14 protein-coding genes are annotated in these 18,242 nt (G+C 74.6%); 11 read left to right on the top strand and 3 right to left on the bottom strand.

From position 1 onward, the window contains the following. Positions 1 to 308 precede the first annotated feature (308 nt). The 7 genes from pseB (at position 309) to JQX11_RS28410 (ending at position 7,676) form a co-directional block, all read left to right on the top strand. Positions 309 to 1,292 carry a UDP-N-acetylglucosamine 4,6-dehydratase (inverting) gene (pseB, locus tag JQX11_RS28380; RefSeq protein WP_088645426.1) on the top strand — a complete coding sequence of 328 codons (984 nt, stop codon included), beginning with the start codon at positions 309 to 311 and terminating at the stop codon, positions 1,290 to 1,292. Continuing rightward, a complete protein-coding gene (locus tag JQX11_RS28385) occupies positions 1,289 to 2,446 on the top strand; it encodes a DegT/DnrJ/EryC1/StrS family aminotransferase (RefSeq protein WP_204927994.1) in 1,158 nt (385 codons plus the stop codon). The genes pseB and JQX11_RS28385 overlap by 4 nt, the downstream gene beginning before the upstream one ends. 12 nt (positions 2,447 to 2,458) lie before the next feature. Then, the gene (locus JQX11_RS28390) at positions 2,459 to 3,295 is read left to right on the top strand and encodes a hypothetical protein (protein WP_204927995.1); all 837 of its coding nucleotides are present in this window, start codon (positions 2,459 to 2,461) and stop codon (positions 3,293 to 3,295) included. Further along, positions 3,292 to 5,097 carry a class I SAM-dependent methyltransferase gene (locus JQX11_RS28395; protein ID WP_372444646.1) on the top strand — a complete coding sequence of 602 codons (1,806 nt, stop codon included), beginning with the start codon at positions 3,292 to 3,294 and terminating at the stop codon, positions 5,095 to 5,097. The genes JQX11_RS28390 and JQX11_RS28395 overlap by 4 nt, the downstream gene beginning before the upstream one ends. A 125-nt stretch (positions 5,098 to 5,222) precedes the next feature. Next, positions 5,223 to 5,945, top strand: coding sequence for a cytidylyltransferase domain-containing protein (locus JQX11_RS28400; RefSeq protein ID WP_307826397.1), 723 nt, complete (start codon positions 5,223 to 5,225; stop codon positions 5,943 to 5,945). Further along, on the top strand, positions 5,942 to 7,030 hold the full coding sequence (locus JQX11_RS28405; protein ID WP_204928029.1) for a PseG/SpsG family protein: 1,089 nt from the start codon (positions 5,942 to 5,944) through the stop codon (positions 7,028 to 7,030). Before JQX11_RS28400 ends, JQX11_RS28405 begins: the two co-directional genes overlap by 4 nt. 13 nt (positions 7,031 to 7,043) lie before the next feature. Continuing rightward, the gene (locus JQX11_RS28410) at positions 7,044 to 7,676 is read left to right on the top strand and encodes an alpha-ketoglutarate-dependent dioxygenase AlkB (RefSeq protein WP_204927996.1); all 633 of its coding nucleotides are present in this window, start codon (positions 7,044 to 7,046) and stop codon (positions 7,674 to 7,676) included. Between the two features lie 48 nt (positions 7,677 to 7,724). On the opposite strand, the gene JQX11_RS28415 is transcribed toward JQX11_RS28410, so the two are convergent. Together JQX11_RS28415 and JQX11_RS28420 are read right to left on the bottom strand one after the other, a co-directional pair. Further along, positions 7,725 to 10,214, bottom strand: coding sequence for a DNA gyrase/topoisomerase IV subunit A (locus JQX11_RS28415; RefSeq protein ID WP_204927997.1), 2,490 nt, complete (start codon positions 10,212 to 10,214; stop codon positions 7,725 to 7,727). A gap of 38 nt (positions 10,215 to 10,252) precedes the next feature. Further along, positions 10,253 to 12,310: a DNA gyrase/topoisomerase IV subunit B gene (locus JQX11_RS28420; RefSeq protein ID WP_204927998.1), complete on the bottom strand. Its 2,058-nt coding sequence runs from the start codon at positions 12,308 to 12,310 to the stop codon at positions 10,253 to 10,255. Positions 12,311 to 12,622: 312 nt separating this feature from the next. Here JQX11_RS28420 and JQX11_RS28425 point away from each other — a divergent pair, with 312 nt between their 5' ends. Beyond that, positions 12,623 to 13,879 carry an SGNH/GDSL hydrolase family protein gene (locus tag JQX11_RS28425; RefSeq protein WP_204927999.1) on the top strand — a complete coding sequence of 419 codons (1,257 nt, stop codon included), beginning with the start codon at positions 12,623 to 12,625 and terminating at the stop codon, positions 13,877 to 13,879. Positions 13,880 to 13,948: 69 nt separating this feature from the next. Here the strand turns inward: JQX11_RS28425 and JQX11_RS28430 are convergent, their stop codons facing one another. Then, positions 13,949 to 14,401 carry an RrF2 family transcriptional regulator gene (locus JQX11_RS28430; protein ID WP_204928000.1) on the bottom strand — a complete coding sequence of 151 codons (453 nt, stop codon included), beginning with the start codon at positions 14,399 to 14,401 and terminating at the stop codon, positions 13,949 to 13,951. A 145-nt stretch (positions 14,402 to 14,546) separates the two neighbouring features. On the opposite strand from JQX11_RS28430, the gene JQX11_RS28435 reads away from it, so the two are divergent. The 3 genes from JQX11_RS28435 to JQX11_RS28445 all read left to right on the top strand — a co-directional run bounded on the left by JQX11_RS28435 (position 14,547) and on the right by JQX11_RS28445 (position 18,150). After that, positions 14,547 to 15,764, top strand: a complete 1,218-nt coding sequence (locus tag JQX11_RS28435) for a globin domain-containing protein (RefSeq protein WP_204928001.1) — start codon at positions 14,547 to 14,549, stop codon at positions 15,762 to 15,764. 240 nt (positions 15,765 to 16,004) lie between these two features. Then, positions 16,005 to 17,222, top strand: a complete 1,218-nt coding sequence (locus tag JQX11_RS28440; RefSeq protein ID WP_204928002.1) for a glycosyltransferase — start codon at positions 16,005 to 16,007, stop codon at positions 17,220 to 17,222. A gap of 64 nt (positions 17,223 to 17,286) precedes the next feature. Then, positions 17,287 to 18,150: an alpha/beta hydrolase family protein gene (locus JQX11_RS28445; RefSeq protein WP_204928003.1), complete on the top strand. Its 864-nt coding sequence runs from the start codon at positions 17,287 to 17,289 to the stop codon at positions 18,148 to 18,150. Positions 18,151 to 18,242 lie beyond the last annotated feature (92 nt).

Consider the following 18,242-nt stretch of genomic DNA (forward strand, 5'->3'; position numbering starts at 1 on the left):
GCCCGGGGCGCGCGACGGCCCCGGCCCGCAGGCCGGGCCGATGGGGGCGGTGCCCGGCCGTGGGTGTCGGATGCGCCTGCGGCGGGATGCCCACCGGCCGCGCCGGGCCACTGTAGTCAGCGGCGTACCCGCTGGTCAGCCGGCAGCGGCCGGGTCGGCAAGTGTTCGCCCGCCGGGGGGCCGGCATTCACACGACCAGCGTGGGCGGTTAACCCGGGGGCGTCGGTGCGTTAACCCGACCTGGTTAGCGTCCGTCCGGTCGCCTGGCCCGGAGCCTGCGGCGCAACCACGAGCTGGGGAGCACCAAATTGAGTGAGTTGAATGGGTCCTCCATTCTGGTCACCGGCGGGACGGGGTCCTTCGGGAAGACGTTCCTCCGGCACGTCCTCGACGTGGCCGACCCGGCCCGGGTGGTGGTGTTCTCCCGCGACGAACTCAAGCAGTACGAGCTGCGCCAGCAACTCGGCGACGACCCCCGGCTGCGCTGGTTCATCGGGGACATCCGGGACCGCCACCGGCTCACCCGGGCCATGCACGGGGTGGACCACGTGGTGCACGCCGCCGCCCTCAAGCAGGTCGACACCGCCGAGTACAACCCGTCGGAGTTCATCGCCACCAACATCACCGGCTCGCAGCACGTGGTCGACGCGGCCATCGAAGCCGGCGTCCGGAAGGTCATCGCGCTCTCCACCGACAAGGCGTCCAGCCCGATCAACCTGTACGGCGCGACCAAGCTCGTCGGCGACAAGCTCTTCGTCTCGGCCAACCACTACGCCGCCCAGCACCCCACCCGGTTCGCCGTGGTCCGCTACGGCAACGTGGTCGGCAGCCGGGGCTCGGTGGTGCCGCTGTTCCGGCGGCTCGCCGCCGAGGGCAAGAGTCTGCCGATCACCGACAAGCGGATGACCAGGTTCTGGATCACCCTGGACCAGGCCGTGCAGTTCGTCCTGGACAGCTTCGACCAGATGCAGGGCGGTGAGCTGTTCGTGCCGCGCATCCCCAGCATGCGCATCCTCGACCTGGTCGAGGCGGTCGCCCCGGACGCCACCACCCACGAGATCGGCATCCGGCCCGGCGAGAAGCTGCACGAGGAGATGATCGCCCCGGACGACAGCCGCCGGACGCTGCGCGCGAAGGACCGGTTCATCGTCCAGCCGACGATCGCCACCTGGGGTTACCGGCCGCCCGTCGACTGCGAGCCGGTGCCGGACGGCTTCGCCTACCAGTCCGACGGCAACGACGAGTGGTTGAGCGTCCCGCAGCTGCGCGACATGCTCGGCATCGCGGCGTGACGGCGATGCTCCCGTACGGCCGGCAGTCGGTGACCGACGACGACGTCGCCGCCGTGGTCGCCACCCTGCGCAGCGACTGGCTCACCACCGGCCCGCAGGTCGACGCGTTCGAGGCCGACCTCGCGGGCTGGACCGGCGGGGCCGGCTGCGCGGCGGTCGCCAACGGCACCGCCGCCCTGCACGTCGCCTACGCGGCGGCCGGGGTGGGACCCGGCGACGAGGTGGTGGTGCCGCCGATGACGTTCGTGGCGACCGCCAGCAGCGCGGTCGCCCTCGGCGCGCGGATCGTCTTCGCCGACGTCGAGGAGGGGACGTTCACCCTGGACCCGGCGGCGGCCGCCGCCGCGACCACCGCCCGGACGAGGGTCGTCGCCGCCGTCGACTACGCCGGCCACCCGGCCGACTACGACGCCCTGCGCACCGCCCTGGCCGGCTCCGACGCGCTGCTGCTGGCCGACGCGGCGCACTCCATCGGGGCCACCTACCGGGGCCGACCGGTCGGGTCGCTCGCCGACCTGACCACCTTCTCGTTCTTCCCCACCAAGAACCTCACCACCGCCGAGGGCGGCGCGGTCGCCACCGCCGACCCGGAGCTGCTGACGCGGGCCCGCCGGTTCCGCAACATCGGGCTGGTCCGGGAGCGCGCCGAGCTGCGCGAGCCGGACGAGGGCGGCTGGCACCAGGAGGTGCACTCCTTCGGGCTGAACTACCGGCTGCCGGACGTGCTCTGCGCGCTGGGCCGCAGCCAACTGCGCCGGCTCGGTGACTTCCTCGCCGCCCGCGCCCGGCTGGTGGCCCGCTACGACGAGGCGCTGACCGACCTGCCCGGGGTACTCACCCCGACCCGCCGGTCCTGGGCCGCCCCCGCCTGGCACCTCTACCCGGTCCGGATCCTCGACGGCCGCCGCCGCGAGGTGTACGACCGGATGCGGGCGGCCGGCATCGGCGTCCAGGTCAACTACCTGCCGGTGCACTGGCACCCGGCCTTCGCCGACCTGGGTTACCGGCGCGGGTCCTGCCCGGTGGCCGAGGCGTTCTACGCCCAGCAGCTCTCGCTGCCGCTGTACCCGGGTCTCACCGACACCGACCAGGACCGGGTGATCGACGCGCTCGGCGCGGCGCTGCGCGGCGTCACCGCGCCCACCGCCGCCTGACCGGGGGAACCGATGCACCACGCGAACCACTTCTACGGCCACGCCCACGTGCTGGCCCGCTACTGCGGGCTGGGCGACGGCCACCCGCCCCGGATCAACGGGTACGTCCAGCACGGCTGGAACATCGGCGACGGTCTCGCCCCCGGCCACCCGTACGCCGAGCGCACCCCGAGCCTGCTCTGGTCGGAGCAGACCCGGCGGCGGGCCTGGTCGGTGGGGCGGCGCAACGTGGTGGTCGTCGGCGCGCCCTTCGCGTACCTGCTCGACCTGCGCCGCGACGACCCGCCGCCGGCCGCCCGGGAGGGCACCATCTGGTACCCGTTCCACGGCTGGGAGGGCCAGCACGTCAAGGGCGACCACAGGGAGCTGATCGCCCGGATCAGGGACACCGAACCCGGCCCGGTCACCGTCTGCCTCTACTGGCACGAGTACGGCATGCGCCGGGTCCGCCGGCTCTACGAGAACGCCGGCTTCCGGGTGATCTGCCACGGCTACCGGGGCCACTGGTGGCGCGACACCGACCCGCTGTTCCTCGACAAGCAGCTCACCGAGCTGCGCCGGCACGCCCGGGTGGCGTCCAACCGGCTGACCAGCGCCATCTTCTACGGCATCGCCGCCGGATGCGAACCGGCCGTCTACGGCGACCCGATGATCCTGGCCAAGGAGGACCCCACCTTCGGCGGCACCGCCCGCATCCGCCGGCAGTGGCCGCAGCTGCACGGCGAGTCGGTGGACCTGCCGACCGCCGTCGGGATCGCCCGCGCCGAACTGGGCACCGACCACCGCTGTACGCCGGCCGAGCTGCGTGAACTGCTCGGCTGGGCGCATCCCGCAGGAGGCACGAGTTGACCACTGGAACCACCGCCCCCGTCGTCCTGCCCGGCGGGGAGATGCTGGCCTGGTCCGATCTGCCGGAGCAGCGGCTGGCCGACGGTGGGCCGCTGGGCGCGCTGGCCGCCCGGGTCGTACCGGCCGGGGCGCGGGTGCTGCTGGCCGGGCCGCACGACCCGGCGCTGCTCGACCGCCTCGCCCATGCCGAGGTGACCTGCCTGCTGCGCAGCCACCCGGACGCGGTGGCCCTGGCCGACCGGGCCGCCCGGGTGATCGTCGGCGGCCCGACCGGACTCGACCCGACCGACACGTTCGACGTGGTGGTGGCCGGGGCCGGGCTGGACGCCGTCGAGTCGGTCGAGGGGGCCCGGCTGGGCTGGACGGGGGTGCTGGCCCGGCTGGCCGCCGCCCTGCGCCCCGGCGGCACGCTGCTGCTGCGCCTGGACAATCCGCTGGGGGTGTCCCGGCTGGTCGCCCCCACCCCCTGGTACGCCGACCGGGGCGACGCGGCGTGGAGCATCGGCGGGGTGCTCGACGCCGGCCGCCCGGTCAACCGGGAGCAGCTAAGCGCCCGGCTCGCCGAGGTGGGACTGACCACCGACGCCGGCTACGCCGCGTACCCCGGTCCGGGTGCCCCGACGGCCCTGGTCGCCACCGACGCGCTGGAGCAGCGGCCCACCTCCGGGCTGCTCGACGCGGTGCTGCACGGTGCCTGCGCCGGTGGGTTCGCCGCCGGCCCGGTGCTCCAGGACCCGGCCCGGCTGGCGGTCGACGCACTGCACGCCGGGCTCGGTGCGGCGCTGGCCCCCGGCTGGCTGACGCTGGCCCGCCGCGCCGGCCCCGCCGCGCCCGTCGCCCCGGCGCTGCCGGTGGTGCTGGTGCAGACCGGGCCGCCCGGGGTGGGGGTGGTCGAGGTGTCCGACGGGCCGGACGGCTGGCGCTGGGCGGTCACCGGCGGCGGGGCCGACCGGACCCGGCCGGCACCCTTCGCCAGCCGGGAGGCCGCCCACCGGGACCCGGCCGCGCTCACCGGCCCGGTGCCGCCGGGACGGCTGCTGCGCACCGTGCTGCTCGACGGCTGCCTGCGCCGCGACCTGGACGCCCTGCGCCGGCTGCTGGGCGGCTACGCGGGGTGGCTCGCCGGGCAGGCCGACCCGGACGGGCGGCTCACCGGGGCGGTCGCGCTCGCCGACCCGGACACCGTGGTCGTCGACGGGGACACCTTCGCGGTGCTCGACCCGAGCTGGCAGGCCAGCGAGCCGCTGACCCTCGAGGTGACGCTGGCCCGGGGGCTGTGGCGGTTCGCGGTCACCCTGGTCACCGGCGGCTACGCCCACCCGTGGCCGTCCACCCTGGACGTCGCCGGGTTGACCGTGGTCCTCGGCGGCGTCGCCGGGCACGACCTGGACCGGGCCACCGTCGACGCGGCCGTGGAGACCGAGGCGGCGGTCGCCGCCGCCCTGCGCGGCCTCGACGCCGACCGGCGGGGGACGCTCGCCACCGAACTGCGGGCGGTCACCCCCACCGACCCGCCCGCCGGGCCGCGCAGCTACCAGCAGATGCGCGAGGCCTGGGTACGCCAGCGGGAGGAGCTGACCCGGCTCGCCGCCCTGCTGAAGTGGACCGAGGAGCTGCTCACCTCGCGGGAACGGGCGCTACGTCGCGCCGACGCCACGATCAACCTGCTCAGTGGCTCGCTCAGCTACCGGGTGGGCCGGCTGGCCATCACCCCGGCCCGACTGGCCAAGCGGGGCGCCCGGGCGGCCAAGCGGCGGGCCCGCGAGGCGCTCGGCCCCAAGCCGCAGGAGGAGCAGCAGTGACCGCCCCGGCCACCCCGCCGCCATGCCGGCGCGGCGGCACCGGCATCCCGGCGGCGGCCCGGCCCGGCCCCACCACCGACCCCGTCGGACCCGACGCGGTCGCACAGGTCGGCTCCGACCCGCGGATCGTCGGGATCGTGCAGGCCCGGATGGGTTCGTCGCGGCTACCCGGCAAGGTGCTGCGCCCGCTGGCCGGGCGCAGCGTGCTCGGCCGGGTGGTCCGGGCCGCCCGGGACAGCGGGATCCTCGCCGACCTGGTGGTCGCCACCAGCGTCGACCCCGTCGACGACGCGGTGGTCGCCGAGTGCGCGCGGCTCGACGTGCCCGTGCACCGGGGGCCGGTGGACGACGTGCTGAGCCGGTTCGTCGGCGCGCTCGACGCCCACCCCGGCGACGCCGTCATGCGGTTCACCGCCGACTGCCCGCTGCTCGACCCGGAGATCGTCACCCTGGTGGCGTCGGTCTACCGGGCCGTCCCCGGGCTCGACTACGCCAGCACCTCGATCGCCCGTACCCTGCCCCGGGGGTTGGACGTGGAGATCATCCGGGCGGACGCGCTGCGCACCCTGGACCGGCTCGCCGTCGACCACCACCGGGTGCACGTCACCTCCTTCGCGTACGCCCGTCCGGAGCTGTTCCGGGTGCTCGGGGTGACCCTCACCCCGGACCGGTCGACGCTGCGGCTCACCCTCGACACCGACCAGGACTGGGCGCTGGTCAGCGCCGTCGTCGACCACTTCGGCGACGTCAGCGTGCCGCTGGCGAAACTCGCCGACTGGCTCGACGGGCGGCCCGACCTGCGTACCCTCAACTCCTCGGTACGCCAGAAGCGGCTGGAGGAGTCCTGAACCCACCACGGATCGGGCTGCGCTGCGACGCCGGCCCGCACACCGGCGTCGGGCACCTGGTGCGCTGCCTGGCCCTCGGCGAGGAGTTCCTGGCCCGGGGTGCCCGGGTCGAACTGTTCGGCACGGTGGACCGGGTCGGCTGGGCCGCCGCCCACCTGGCCGCGTGCGGCATCCCGGTCCACCCCGGTCCGGACACCCCCGCCGGGCTGGTCGAGGCCGCCCGCGCGCACGCCCTCGACGCGTTCGTGCTCGACTCGTACGAGCTGGACCCGGCGGGCGCGGGGGCGCTGCGGGCGGCCAGCGTGCTCACCCTGGCGATCGTCGACGGCGACGCCCGGGGTCAGGACGCCGACCTCTACCTGGACCAGAACTTCGGCGCGGACACCCCCGACGGGCAGCCCACCGCCGGCACACCCGGCGACGGGCGGCTGCTGGCCGGGGTCCGGTACGCGCTGCTGCGCGACGCGGTGACCGCCGCCCGGCCGGCCGCCCCGCCACCGGCCACCCCGGCACCCCGCCCCCGGGTGCTCGCCTTCTTCGGCGGCACCGACGCGGTCGGCGCGGCCCCGGTGCTGACCCGGGTGCTGCTCGGCACCGGTCACCCGATGGCGGTGACCGTGGTCGTCGCCCGCCCCGGGATCGAGGCCGACCTGTCGCAGGTCGGCACCGGGCGGGGGCAGTCGTTGCACCTCGTCGCGCCGACCGACGCCCTGCCCGCGCTGATCGGCGCGGCCGACCTGGTGGTCAGCGCCGCCGGCACCTCCACCTGGGAACTGTGCTGTCTCGGTGCGCCCGCCGCCCTGGTCTGCGTGGTCGACAACCAGCGTGACGCGTACCGGCGGGTGGTGGCGCACGGGCTCGCCGCCGGCCTCGGCGAGCTGCCGGAACTGGCCGCGCCGGGGTTGGCCGGGCGGGCCGCACGGGCGGAGGCGGCCCGCACCCTGCGCACCCTGCTGGCCTCCCCCCGGCGGCGGGCGGCCCTCGCCGCCCGCGCCTGGACCACCGTCGACGGGCGCGGCCGGCAACGGGTGGCCGAAGCCGTCCTCACCCGGATCGCCGATCGTACGGGTGTACTAAAACCCTGATAGGGTGCCGGGTATGCCGCAGGCCGCCTACCAACCGTCGATGCTCGACCTCACCGACACCGGCCCGACGCTGACCCCGCTGACCGGGCTGCGCCGCCGGATGCTCACCCGGGGCGCCTGGGTCGACCACCTGCCCGGCTGGGTGCACGGCTCCGACGCGGTCCTCGACACCCTGCGCACCGGCGTCCCCTGGCGGGCCGAACGCCGCACCATGTACGACACGCAGGTCGACGTCCCCCGCCTGCTCTGCTGGTACGGCCCCGACCGCCCGCTGCCGCACCCGCTGCTCACCGCCGCCCGCACGGCACTGAGTCGGCACTACGCCGCCGAGCTGGGCGAGCCGTTCGTCACCGCCGGCATGTGCCTCTACCGCGACGGGCGGGACAGCGTCGCCTGGCACGGCGACACCCTCGGCCGTTCCGCGCACACCGACACGATGGTGGCGATCGTGTCGTTCGGCGCGCCCCGCCCGCTGCTGCTACGCCCCCGGGGCGGCGGCGACACCCTGCGCTTCCCGCTCGGTCACGGCGACCTGGTGGTGATGGGCGGGTCCTGCCAGCGCACCTGGGAGCATGCCGTGCCCAAGACCACCCGCCCGGTCGGCCCCCGGGTCAGCGTCCAGTTCCGCCCCGTCGACGTCGCCTGACGCCGACGGGGCGGCCGGCCGTCAGCCCTCGCGGCGGCCGGGGTGACCTCAGTCGCGTTCGATGAGGTGCCCGACGACGGTCGGGCCGAGCATGACGGCGAAGCCGGACCCGTCCCGGCGCGGATCGGCCGGCGGCAGCTCCACCGGGTCACCGGTCGCCGTCGCGCCCACCGGCCGCGCGCCGATCCAGGCCACCACCAGATCCGTCTCCCCCTTGAGGAACCGCTGCGCCCGCACCCCGCCGGTCGCCCTGCCCTTCGCCGGGTACGACGCGAACGGCGTCACCTTGACCGTCGCCCCCGTCGAGGTGACCACCATCGGCTCCCCGTGCGCGGCGTCGTCGGTGCGGACCGCGCCGAAGAACACCACCCGGGCGCCCGCCGGCAGGCTGACCCCGGCCATCCCGCCGCCCTTGAGCCCCTGCGGGCGGACCACGGACGCCGCGAACCGCAGCAGGGACGCCTCACTGGTCACGAACGCCACCGTCTCGCTGCCGTCGTCGAGCCAGGTGGCCCCCACCACCTCGTCGCCCGACCGCAGCGAGATCACCTCGAACTCGTCGGACCGCACCGGCCACTCCGGCGTGCACACCTTCACCACGCCCTGCCGGGTGCCCACCGCCAGGCCCGGGGAGCCCTGCGCGGTCGGGCCCAGCGGGGCCAGCCCGATCACCGTCTCCCCCGCCGCCAACGGGACCAGCTCGGCGGCGGCCATCCCGCCCCGCAGCGACACCGTGCCGGCCTGCTCGGGCAGCACCGGCAGCGGCAACACGTCGACCTTGAAGGCCCGGCCGGCGCTGGTGACCAGGAGCACCCGACCCCGGGCCGTGGTGTGCACGACCGCGCGTACCGTGTCGTGCTTGACCCGGCCGTTGCGCCGACGCCCCTCGGACGCCTCCTCCGACTCGGCCGCCGTCCGGGCGACCAGCCCGGTCGCCGAGAGGATCACCTGACACGGGTCGTCGGCCACCTCCAACGGCCCGGCCGGCACCGACGCCGCCAGCACCTCCTTGAGGTCCCCGTCGACCAGGGTGGTCCGCCGCGCCGCGGAGAACTGCTTGACCACGGCGGCCAACTCGTCGGAGACGACCTTCCGGAGCACCTTCGGGTCGTCGAGGATCTTCGACAGCGCGGCGATCTCCCCGCGCAGCTTCTCCTGCTCGGCCTCCAGCTCGATCCGGTCGTACTTGGTCAACCGGCGCAGCGGGGTGTCCAGGATGTAGGTGGCCTGGATCTCGGAGAGCTTGAACTTCTGCATCAGGCCGTCCTTGGCGGCCTGGGCGTCCTCGCTGGCCCGGATCAGCTTGACCACCCGGTCGATGTCGAGCAGGGCGATCAGCAGGCCGTCGACCAGGTGCAGCCGCTCCTGGCGCTTGCGCCGCCGGTACGCGCTGCGCCGGGTCACCACCTCGTAGCGGTGGGCCAGGAACACCTCCAGCAGCGCCTTCAACCCGAGGGTGCGCGGCTGGCCGTCGACAAGCACCAGGTTGTTGATGCCGAAGGACTGCTCCAGCGGGGTCAGCCGGTAGAGGTCGGCCAGCAACGCCTGCGGGTTGACCCCGACCTTGCACTCGACGACCAGCCGGGTGCCGCTCTCCCGGTCGGTGAGGTCCTTGACGTCGGCGATGCCGGTGAGCCGCTTGGTCTTGTTCACCTCGTTGGTGATCGCCGCGATGACCTTCTCCGCGCCGACGCCGTACGGCAGTTCGACGACGGTGATCGCCTGCCGGCCCCGGCTGCCCTCCAGCGGGCCGATCTCCACCCGGCCACGCATCCGCACCACACCGCGCCCGGTCTCGTACGCCCGGCGCACCTCGTCCAGCCCGAGCAGCAGGCCACCGGTGGGCAGGTCGGGGCCGGGGACGAACTCCATGAGCTTGTCGAGGTCGGCGTCCGGGTGGTTGATCAGCCAGCGGGCGGCGGAGACCACCTCGCCGAGGTGGTGCGGGATCATGTTGGTGGCCATCCCGACCGCGATCCCGGACGCCCCGTTGACCAGCAGGTTGGGGAAGGCGGCGGGCAGCACGGTCGGCTGGGTCAGCGAGCCGTCGTAGTTGGGCTCGACGTCGACGGTGTCCTCGCCCAGCTCACCGACCAGCAGCATCGCCTCCCGGGAGAGCCGGGCCTCGGTGTAGCGCGCGGCGGCCGGTCCGTCGTCCGGGGAACCGAAGTTGCCGTGCCCGTCGATGAGTGGCGCGTTGAGCGAGAAGTCCTGGGCGAGCCGGACCATCGCGTCGTAGATCGCCGTGTCGCCGTGCGGGTGGTACTTGCCCATGACGTCGCCGACGATCCGGGCCGACTTGACGTGCCCCCGGTCGGGGCGGTGGCCCTGTTCGTGCATGGACCACAGGATGCGGCGGTGCACCGGCTTGAGGCCGTCGCGGGCGTCGGGCAGCGCCCGGGAGTGGATGACCGAGAAGGCGTACTCCAGGTAGGAGTCGGACACCTCGGTGACCAGCGGGTTGTCGAAGACCCGCGCGCCGGCCTGGTCGAAGGCGGACAGGTCCACCTTGGCGCGGTCGTCCTTACGGCGTGCCATCGTTCAGCTCTCTTCCGGGGATACGGCGGCCACGGTGCTCATGCGTCGATCGCGTCGCGGTCGACCCGGTCGGAGGAGTCGATCAGCCAGTTGCGGCGCGGCTCGACCTTCTCGCCCATCAGCAGTTCGAGGATGCGCTCGGCGGCGTCGACGTCGTCGAGGGTGATCCGCCGGACCGCCCGGGTGGCCGGGTTCATCGTGGTCTCCCACAACTCGTCGGCGTCCATCTCACCGAGACCCTTGAAGCGCGGGATCGGGGTGACGATCTGCCGGCCGGCCTTCTCCAGCTTGCGGACCGTCGCCTCCATCTCGGCCTGGGTGTAGGTGTAGGTGGTCTGCGGGCTGCGCCCCTTCGTGGTGATCTTGTGCAGGGGCGGCATCGCGGCGTAGAGCCGGCCGGCCTCGATCAGCGGGCGCATGTAGCGGGCGAACAGGGTGATCAGCAGGGTCCGGATGTGTGCACCGTCCACGTCGGCGTCCGCCATGATCAGCACCCGGCCGTAGCGCAGCGAGGACAGGTCGAAGGTACGCCCCGAGCCGGCCCCGAGCACCTGCACGATCGCCGCGCACTCGGCGTTGTCGAGCACCTGCTGGAGGTTCGCCTTCTGCACGTTGAGGATCTTCCCGCGAATCGGCAGCAGCGCCTGATACTCGGCAGAACGGGCAAGTCGCCCTGTTCCGAGGGCGCTGTCGCCTTCCACGATGAACAATTCACTTCTGTCGATGCCTGCGGCGCGGCAGTCGACGAGCTTGGCGGGCATCGACGCGCCCTCCAGGGCGGTCTTGCGCCGGGCGGCGTCCTTCTGCTGCTTCTGGGTCAGCCGGACCCGGGCCGCGTCGACGATCTTCTGGAGCACCGTGCGCGCCTCGGCCTTGCTGCGCCGGTCCTCCAGCCACGCCTTGACGTGCTGCTCGACCAGGGTCTGGAGCACCTTGGTGACGCCGGCGGTGGAGAGCTCGTCCTTCGTCTGCGAGGTGAACTGCGGCTCGGGGATGCGCACGTGCACCACCGCCGTCATCCCCTCCAGGACGTCGTCCAGGGTGGGCGGGTCCTCCTTGGGCTTGAGCAGGCCCCGGGTGTTGCGGACGGCATCGGCCAGGGTCCGGGTCAGCGCCCGCTCGAAGCCCTTGCGGTGGGTGCCGCCGTGGGCGTTGCGGATGGTGTTGGTGAAGCACTCGACGGTGCGCTCGTAGCCGGTGCCCCAGCGGAAGGCGATCTCGACCTCGGCCCGGCGCTGCACGTTGGACTGCATCACGCCGTTGGCGTCGGCGGCGTTCTCCCGGTACGTCCCCTCGCCGGTGACCAGCAGGGTGCCGGAGACGGGCCGGTCACCGGCCGGTGCCAGGAACTCGACCATGTCGGTGAGCCCGTTGGGGTAGTGGAAGCGCTCCTCGACCGGCTCCTCGGCGGTCTCGTCGCGCAGCCGGTAGTCGACCCCGGGGACCAGGAAGGCGGTGTTGCGCAGCTTCATCCGGACGGCCTCGACGTCGAGGCGCGCGCCGGTCTCGAAGTAGCGGGCGTCGTGCCAGTAACGGATCGAGGTGCCGGTGCGCTGGCCCCGCTTCATCGACCCGACGACCTGCAGGCCGGGGCCGGGGGTGAACGGGGCATCCGGGCCGTCGCCGGCGAAGACGCCGGGGACGCCGTGCCGGAAGGACATCGCGTGCACCTTGCCGCCGCGCCGGACGGTCACGTCGAAGCGGCGGGACAGCGCGTTGACGGCGGAGGCGCCCACGCCGTGCAGGCCGCCCGAGGTCTTGTAGCCGGAGCCGCCGAACTTGCCGCCGGCGTGCAGCCGGGTGAGCACCAGCTCGACCCCGGAGATGCCGGACTTGGCGTGCACGTCGGTGGGGATGCCCCGGCCGTCGTCGTCGACCTGCACCGAGCCGTCGGCGCGCAGGATCACCTCGACCGTGGTGGCGTGACCGGCGACACCCTCGTCGGTGGAGTTGTCGAGGATCTCGTTGACGAGGTGACCCACGCCACGACTGTCGGTCGAGCCGATGTACATGCCGGGACGCTTGCGGACGGCGTCCAGGCCCTCCAGGTGGGTGAGGTCGTCTGCCCCGTAGAGGGTCTCAGGCTGTGCGGTCAACTGGTCGTACTCCCCGGTCTCGGCGGTGTGGTGCCGCTCACCGTCTCGATCTCCACGCGCGGCGTGCCGCAGCGAGCGTAGCCCTACGCCCTGACAGCGCCGTGCAGCCCCACGTCGGACGGCGGGTGCGCGTCCGCCGGGGGCAACGCCGCCGGGGGTCGGGGCCTTCCCGGGCGGGGTGCCCGCCGGGCCGGAAACGACCGTTTCCACCATTGGACGATCATGTTAAGAGGCATTGACGTCCATCTCGCCAAGTGATCTGATCCGGCCCGGAAGGATCTTTCACATTTCCATGGACAGATGGGGGACGTCATGTCCAGGTTCCACCGTAGCGCCCTCGCGGCGCTGCTCACCGTCGCCACGGCCGCCCTGCCGGTCGCCGTCGGCTCCGCCGCACCGGCCGCCGCCGCCCTGCCCACCGCCGCCGTCGCCCTCGGCGACAGCTTCATCAGCGGCGAGGGTGCCGGGGCGTACTCGGCGGTGACCGACGTCAACGGGGTCGCCCAGCCGTTCCCGGGCTGGTCGGCACCGAACAACAACGCCTACTTCTGCCACCGATCACCCAACGCCTCGCTGTTCAAGGCGGACCTGCCGGGGATCGCCGACCGGTTCAACCTGGCCTGCTCCGGCGGCCAGCCGTACGACATCGCCAACGCCTCGGCCAGCCGCGCCAAGGGCCGCCAGGTCGCCGCCCAGCTCGACCAGTTGCGCGCGGTCGGGCAGACCCACGACATCGACCTGGTGCTGATCGGCCTCGGCTCGAACAACAGCTCGTTCACCTTCGGCACCGTCGCCGAGAAGTGCGCGAACCGGTTCATCGCCGACGCCTGGACCGGGTGGTGGGAGTTCTGGGCGTACCTGGGCGGGCCGGTGGAACAGAAGCCCTGCACGGACGCCGACCTGGCCACCTCCGCCCAGGTCGCCGCCGCGACGGCGGAGACCACGGCGGCGGTTCGGCAGATCCTGACCACGCTGGACCAGATCGACGCCGACGGCCAGCACCGGATCGTCTTCCAGGACTACACCAACCCGCTGCCGCCGGAGCTGGCCTCGACCTACTGGGAGGAGGACAGCCGGGACGACACCCGGGACAAGTTCCGTGACCTGGGGGCCGAGCGGTACGCCGCCGGTTGCCCGATCCACCGGGCCAGTCTCGCCCCCGGCCAGCGCTTCTCGCAGGGCCTGGGCACGCTGGTGAACTCGGTCCGCAGCACGCTGTCCGCCGAGTTCCCCGCCGCCGACCTGGTCTACCTCAACGTGCAGCGGGCCTTCGACGGCGCCCGGCTGTGCGAGTCGGCGGGCAGCCCCGGCAACGCGCTGGCCACCCCGATCCGGCTCCAGGACGGCACCTCGGGGGTCTTCGTGACCAGCCTGTCCGGCTACGACAAGCTGGACATCCAGCGGATCGCGAACACCTGCGGGACGTACTTCCAGACCTGCCAGGAGTCCTGGCACCCGAGCGCGGCCGGGCACCAGGTGCTGGGCCGGTGCCTGAGCGGCGCGGCGGCGACCGGCGCCCGCGCGGTCTCCTGCGTCCGCTCGCCGGACGGGACGATCCAGGTCAGCTGAGCCGGCGGCCGGTGGGGCGACCGTCCGGGTCGCCCCACCGGCCGACCGGTCCGCGTCCGCCGGTCCCGTTCAGGTCTGCGCCGGGGTGCGGGCCACCGGGCCGGACGCGGGAGTGAGCAGCAGGGCCGCCGCCGGGCCGTCGGCCAGTTCCGCCAGAGGCATCTCGTCGAGTACGGCGAGGAAGGCGGCCTGGGCGCGGCGGAGCTGGACCCGCAGGCGGCAGCCGGCGCGCAGGGCGCAGCCGGTCTCCTCGCAGGAGACCACCTCCCCCTCCCCCTCGAAGGCGCGCACGACCCGGCCGACGGTGATCCGTTCGGCCCCCTCGGCGAACGCCACCCCGCCGGAGCGGCCCCGGACGGTGAACAGCACCCCGATGCGCTGGAGCCGCTGGACCACCTTGGCCACGTGGCTGCGGGGCAGGTCCAGCCGTTCGGCCAACTCGTCGACGGTGGTGCGGGTCGAGGCGGGGGCGGTGAGCATGGCGATCCGCAGGGCCATGTCCGTCGACAGGTTGAGCTTCACGATCCGACCCTAGCCAGAGCCCCTGGTGGCGAACAGGGGCCGGGCGGCGGTGGCCGGCGCGCCGAGGGGCCCGGGACTTTCGGCCCTAAGAGGACTTTCGGATTCCTGTTTGAGTGGTCTCCGGTACCCATCTGGAGGAGGAGCCGTGCTCTCGGAGTCGTCAGCCGCCGTCGTCACCGCCACCCTGCCCGTGGTCCGGGCCCACGCCGACCGGATCACCGGCCGGTTCTACGCCCGGATGTTCGCCGCCCATCCGGAACTGCTGAACCTGTTCAACCGGGGCAACCAGGCGACCGGCCGGCAGCAGGCGGCGCTGGCCGCCTCGGTCGTCGCGTACGCCGGGCACCTCACCGGCGAGGACGCGACCGGGTGGACGGCGGTGCTGGAGCGCATCGCGCACAAGCACGCCTCGCTGGGCATCGCCGCCGGCCAGTACCCGCTGGTGGGCAGGCACCTGATGGCCGCCATCGGCGAGGTGCTGGGCGCGGCGGTCACCCCGCAGGTCGCCGCCGCCTGGGACGAGGTGTACTGGCTGATGGCCTGCGAGCTGGTGGCCCGGGAGGCCCGGCTGTACGCGGCCACCGGGCTGCCCCACGGCGGGGTGGTCTGGCGCGACTGGCGGGTCACCGGGGTCACGTCGCAGGCCACCGACGTCGTCTCGGTCACCCTCGTCCCGGTCGACGGCGGTCCGGTGCCGGGCTTCGTCCCCGGCCAGTACGTCTCGGTCGCGGTGGACCTCGACGGCGGACGCGGCCGGCAGATCCGGCAGTACAGCCTCTCCGGCCGTCCCGACGCCGACCACTGGCGGATCACCGTCAAGCGGGTACGCGGCACGGCCGGCGCCCCGGACGGGTTGGTCTCCGGTTTCCTGCACGACCACGTCGGCCCCGGCGACGTCCTGCGGCTGAGCCCGCCCTTCGGCGAGGTGAGCGCGGTGGCGGGCCAGGGGCCGCTGTTGCTGGTCAGCGCCGGGATCGGGCTCACCCCGGCGATGTCGGCGCTGGCCCACCTGGCGGCGACCACGCCGGACCGGCCGGTGGTGCTGGCCCACGCCGACCGGGACGGTGCCGCCCACGCCCACCGGGCCGACCTGGTCGAGCTGCACGCCCGGCTGCCCCGGCTGCGGCTGCGGCTGTGGTACGAGGAGATCACCGGCGACGACGCCCCGGCGCTGCCGGCCGAGGTGAGCCGGGGCCGGATCGACCCGGAGCTGATCCCGCTCTCCCCCGACGCGCACGTGCACCTGTGCGGTCCACTGCCGTTCATGAACCGGGTCCGCGGCGGCCTGCTGCGCCGGGGGGTGCCGGTGGAGCGGATCGCCTACGAGGTGTTCGGGCCCGGGATGCTGCCCGAGGTGGGCTGAGCACGGCCGGTCGCGGGGCACGCAGGGCGCTCGGACGGGCACGCAAAGTTGATGTTTACCGCCTCCGCGCTGGGCAACTGGTTCGGCATACCGGGCGGCGCGTGACGTCCGGGCACCGGTGCCGCGAGGGCGGCCGGGTGCCCGTCGCGCGCCCGGTGCGCGGGACCGGGTGATGACGCCGGCCGGAAGCCCCCGCACCGGATTCCGCCTCGCCGGTGACCGGATCACGGAGGAGGAAGCATGCGCATCGCGATGGTCTCGGGGCACGCCAGCCCGCTCGCCGTCCCCGGCGGACAGGATGCCGTGGGCCTGCACCTGCACGTCGCCGAGCAGGCGGCGGCGCTGGCCGCCGAGGGCCACGAGGTGCGGGTCTACACCCGGCGGGACGACGCCACGCTACCCGACACGGTGCCGACCGACGCGGGGTACCAGGTGTGGCACGTGCCCGCCGGCCCCGCCCGGCCGGTGCCGGCCGAGGAACTCCTGCCCCACGTGGGCGAGTTCGGCCGCTGGCTGGCCGCGCACTGGCAGCAGGCCGACTGGCGGCCGGACGTGGCGCACGCCCACTTCTGGCTGAGCGGCCTGGCGGCCGTGCACGCCGGCCGGCGCACCGACACGCCCGTGGTGTTGACGTACCACGACCTGGGCAGCACGTACCGACGCCGCCCGGGTGGCCGGGAGCCGGCCGGCCGGGGACGGATCGGCTACGAGCGGGCGCTCGGACGGGCCGTCGACCGGGTCGTCGTCCAGTCGCACGACGAACTGGGGGAACTGGTCCGGCTCGGGGTGCCCCGGGCGAAGCTGACGCTGGTGCCGTCGGGGGTGGACGAGCGGCTGTTCACCCCGACCGGTCCGGCCGCACCGCGCGCCCCGGGCCGGCCCCGGCTGCTCACCGTGGGGCCGCTGCACGAACGCCGGGGCGTGCAGGACGTCGTGCGGGCGCTGCCCGGGGTGCCCGGGGCCGAGTACGTGGTGGTCGGCGGCCCGCCGGCCGGGTCGCTGGCGGCCGACGACGTCGCCCGCCGGTTGACCGCGCTCGCCGGGTCCTGTGGTGTCGCCGACCGGGTCCGGCTGGTCGGCGCGGTGCCGCGCGAGGAGTTGGCGGCCTGGTACCGCTCGGCCGACGTCCTGGTCGCCGCCCCGTGGTACGAGCCGTTCGGCCGTAGCCCGCTGGAGGCGATGGCGTGCGGCGTGCCGGTGGTCGGCACGGCGGTCGGCGGGATCACCGACAGTGTGGTCGACGGGCTGACCGGGGACCTGGTGCCGCCGCGCGACCCCCGGGCGCTGGGTGCCGCGGTCCGCCGGCTGCTCGCCGACCGGGTCCGCCGCTTCGCGTACGCCACGGCGGCGTTGGACCGGGTGCGGGTGCGCTACTCCTTCCGGCACTGGGCGGAGCAGCTCGGTGGCGTCTACGCCGCGGTCAGCGGGGTCGGCCGGCTGGCTCCGGCGGCGGCCTGACCGGCCGCGACGGGCCGACCGGGCGGCGCGCGGACCACTTATTACCGGCCGGTAGGATGGGCCGGTGAGCGGGGACGCGGAGTACACGCAGGAGTTCGTCGACGTCGACGGGGCCCGGATCGGCATCCAGATCTATCCGGAGCCCGCCGGCACGTCCGCCGCGCCGGTGGTGCTGATCTGCCCGGCGATGGGGGTACGCGCCCGCTACTACCGCCCGTTCGCCGCCACGCTGCGCGCCGCCGGCCTCGCCGTGGTCGTCGCCGACCTGCGCGGCACCGGGGCCAGCACACCCCCGCCGTCGCGGTCCTGCCGGTACGGCTACCGCGAACTGGCCGCCGACGTCGGCGCGGTCCTCGACGCGCTCAAGTCCCGGCGGGACGGCCGGCCGACGCTGCTGCTCGGGCACTCCCTCGGCGGGCAGGCGGCCCTGCTGCACCTCGCCCTGCACGGCGTCGACCAGGTCGACGGGCTGGCCCTGCTCGCCGTCGGCATGCCGTACTGGCGCGGCTACCCGGGCCTGCGCCGGTACGGCGTGCTGCCGTACAGCCAGGGGATCGCGGCGGTCGCCGGGACGCTCGGGGTCTGGCCGGGCTGGGGGTTCGGCGGCCGGCAGGCGCGCGGGGTGATCCGGGACTGGGCGCGCACCGCCCGCACCGGCCGCTTCCCCACCCTCGACGGAGTCGACGGCGACGCGGCGGTGGGCCGGCTCACCCTGCCGGTGCTCGCGGTCAGCGTCGACGACGACCAGTACACCCCGCACCCGATCGTCGACCACCTCTGCACCAAGCTCACCGCCGCGCCGGTCACCCGGCACCGGTACACCTCGGCCGAGGCGGGGGCTCCGCTGGACCACTTCCGCTGGGTCCGGGCCGGCCTGCCGCTGAGCCGGCGGGTGGCCGACTTCGCGGCCGGTCTGCCCCGCCGCTGACCCCGGTGTCCGGTCCCCGTACGCCCGATCCGGATCATCGGTGACCCGGCCGGCAGCCGGGCGCGTAGCCCCCGTCGGGACGGGTATGCCGC

The sequence above is a fragment of the Micromonospora humida genome (assembly GCF_016901255.1).
In the GTDB taxonomy this organism is placed as follows: Bacteria; Actinomycetota; Actinomycetes; order Mycobacteriales; family Micromonosporaceae; genus Micromonospora; species Micromonospora wenchangensis.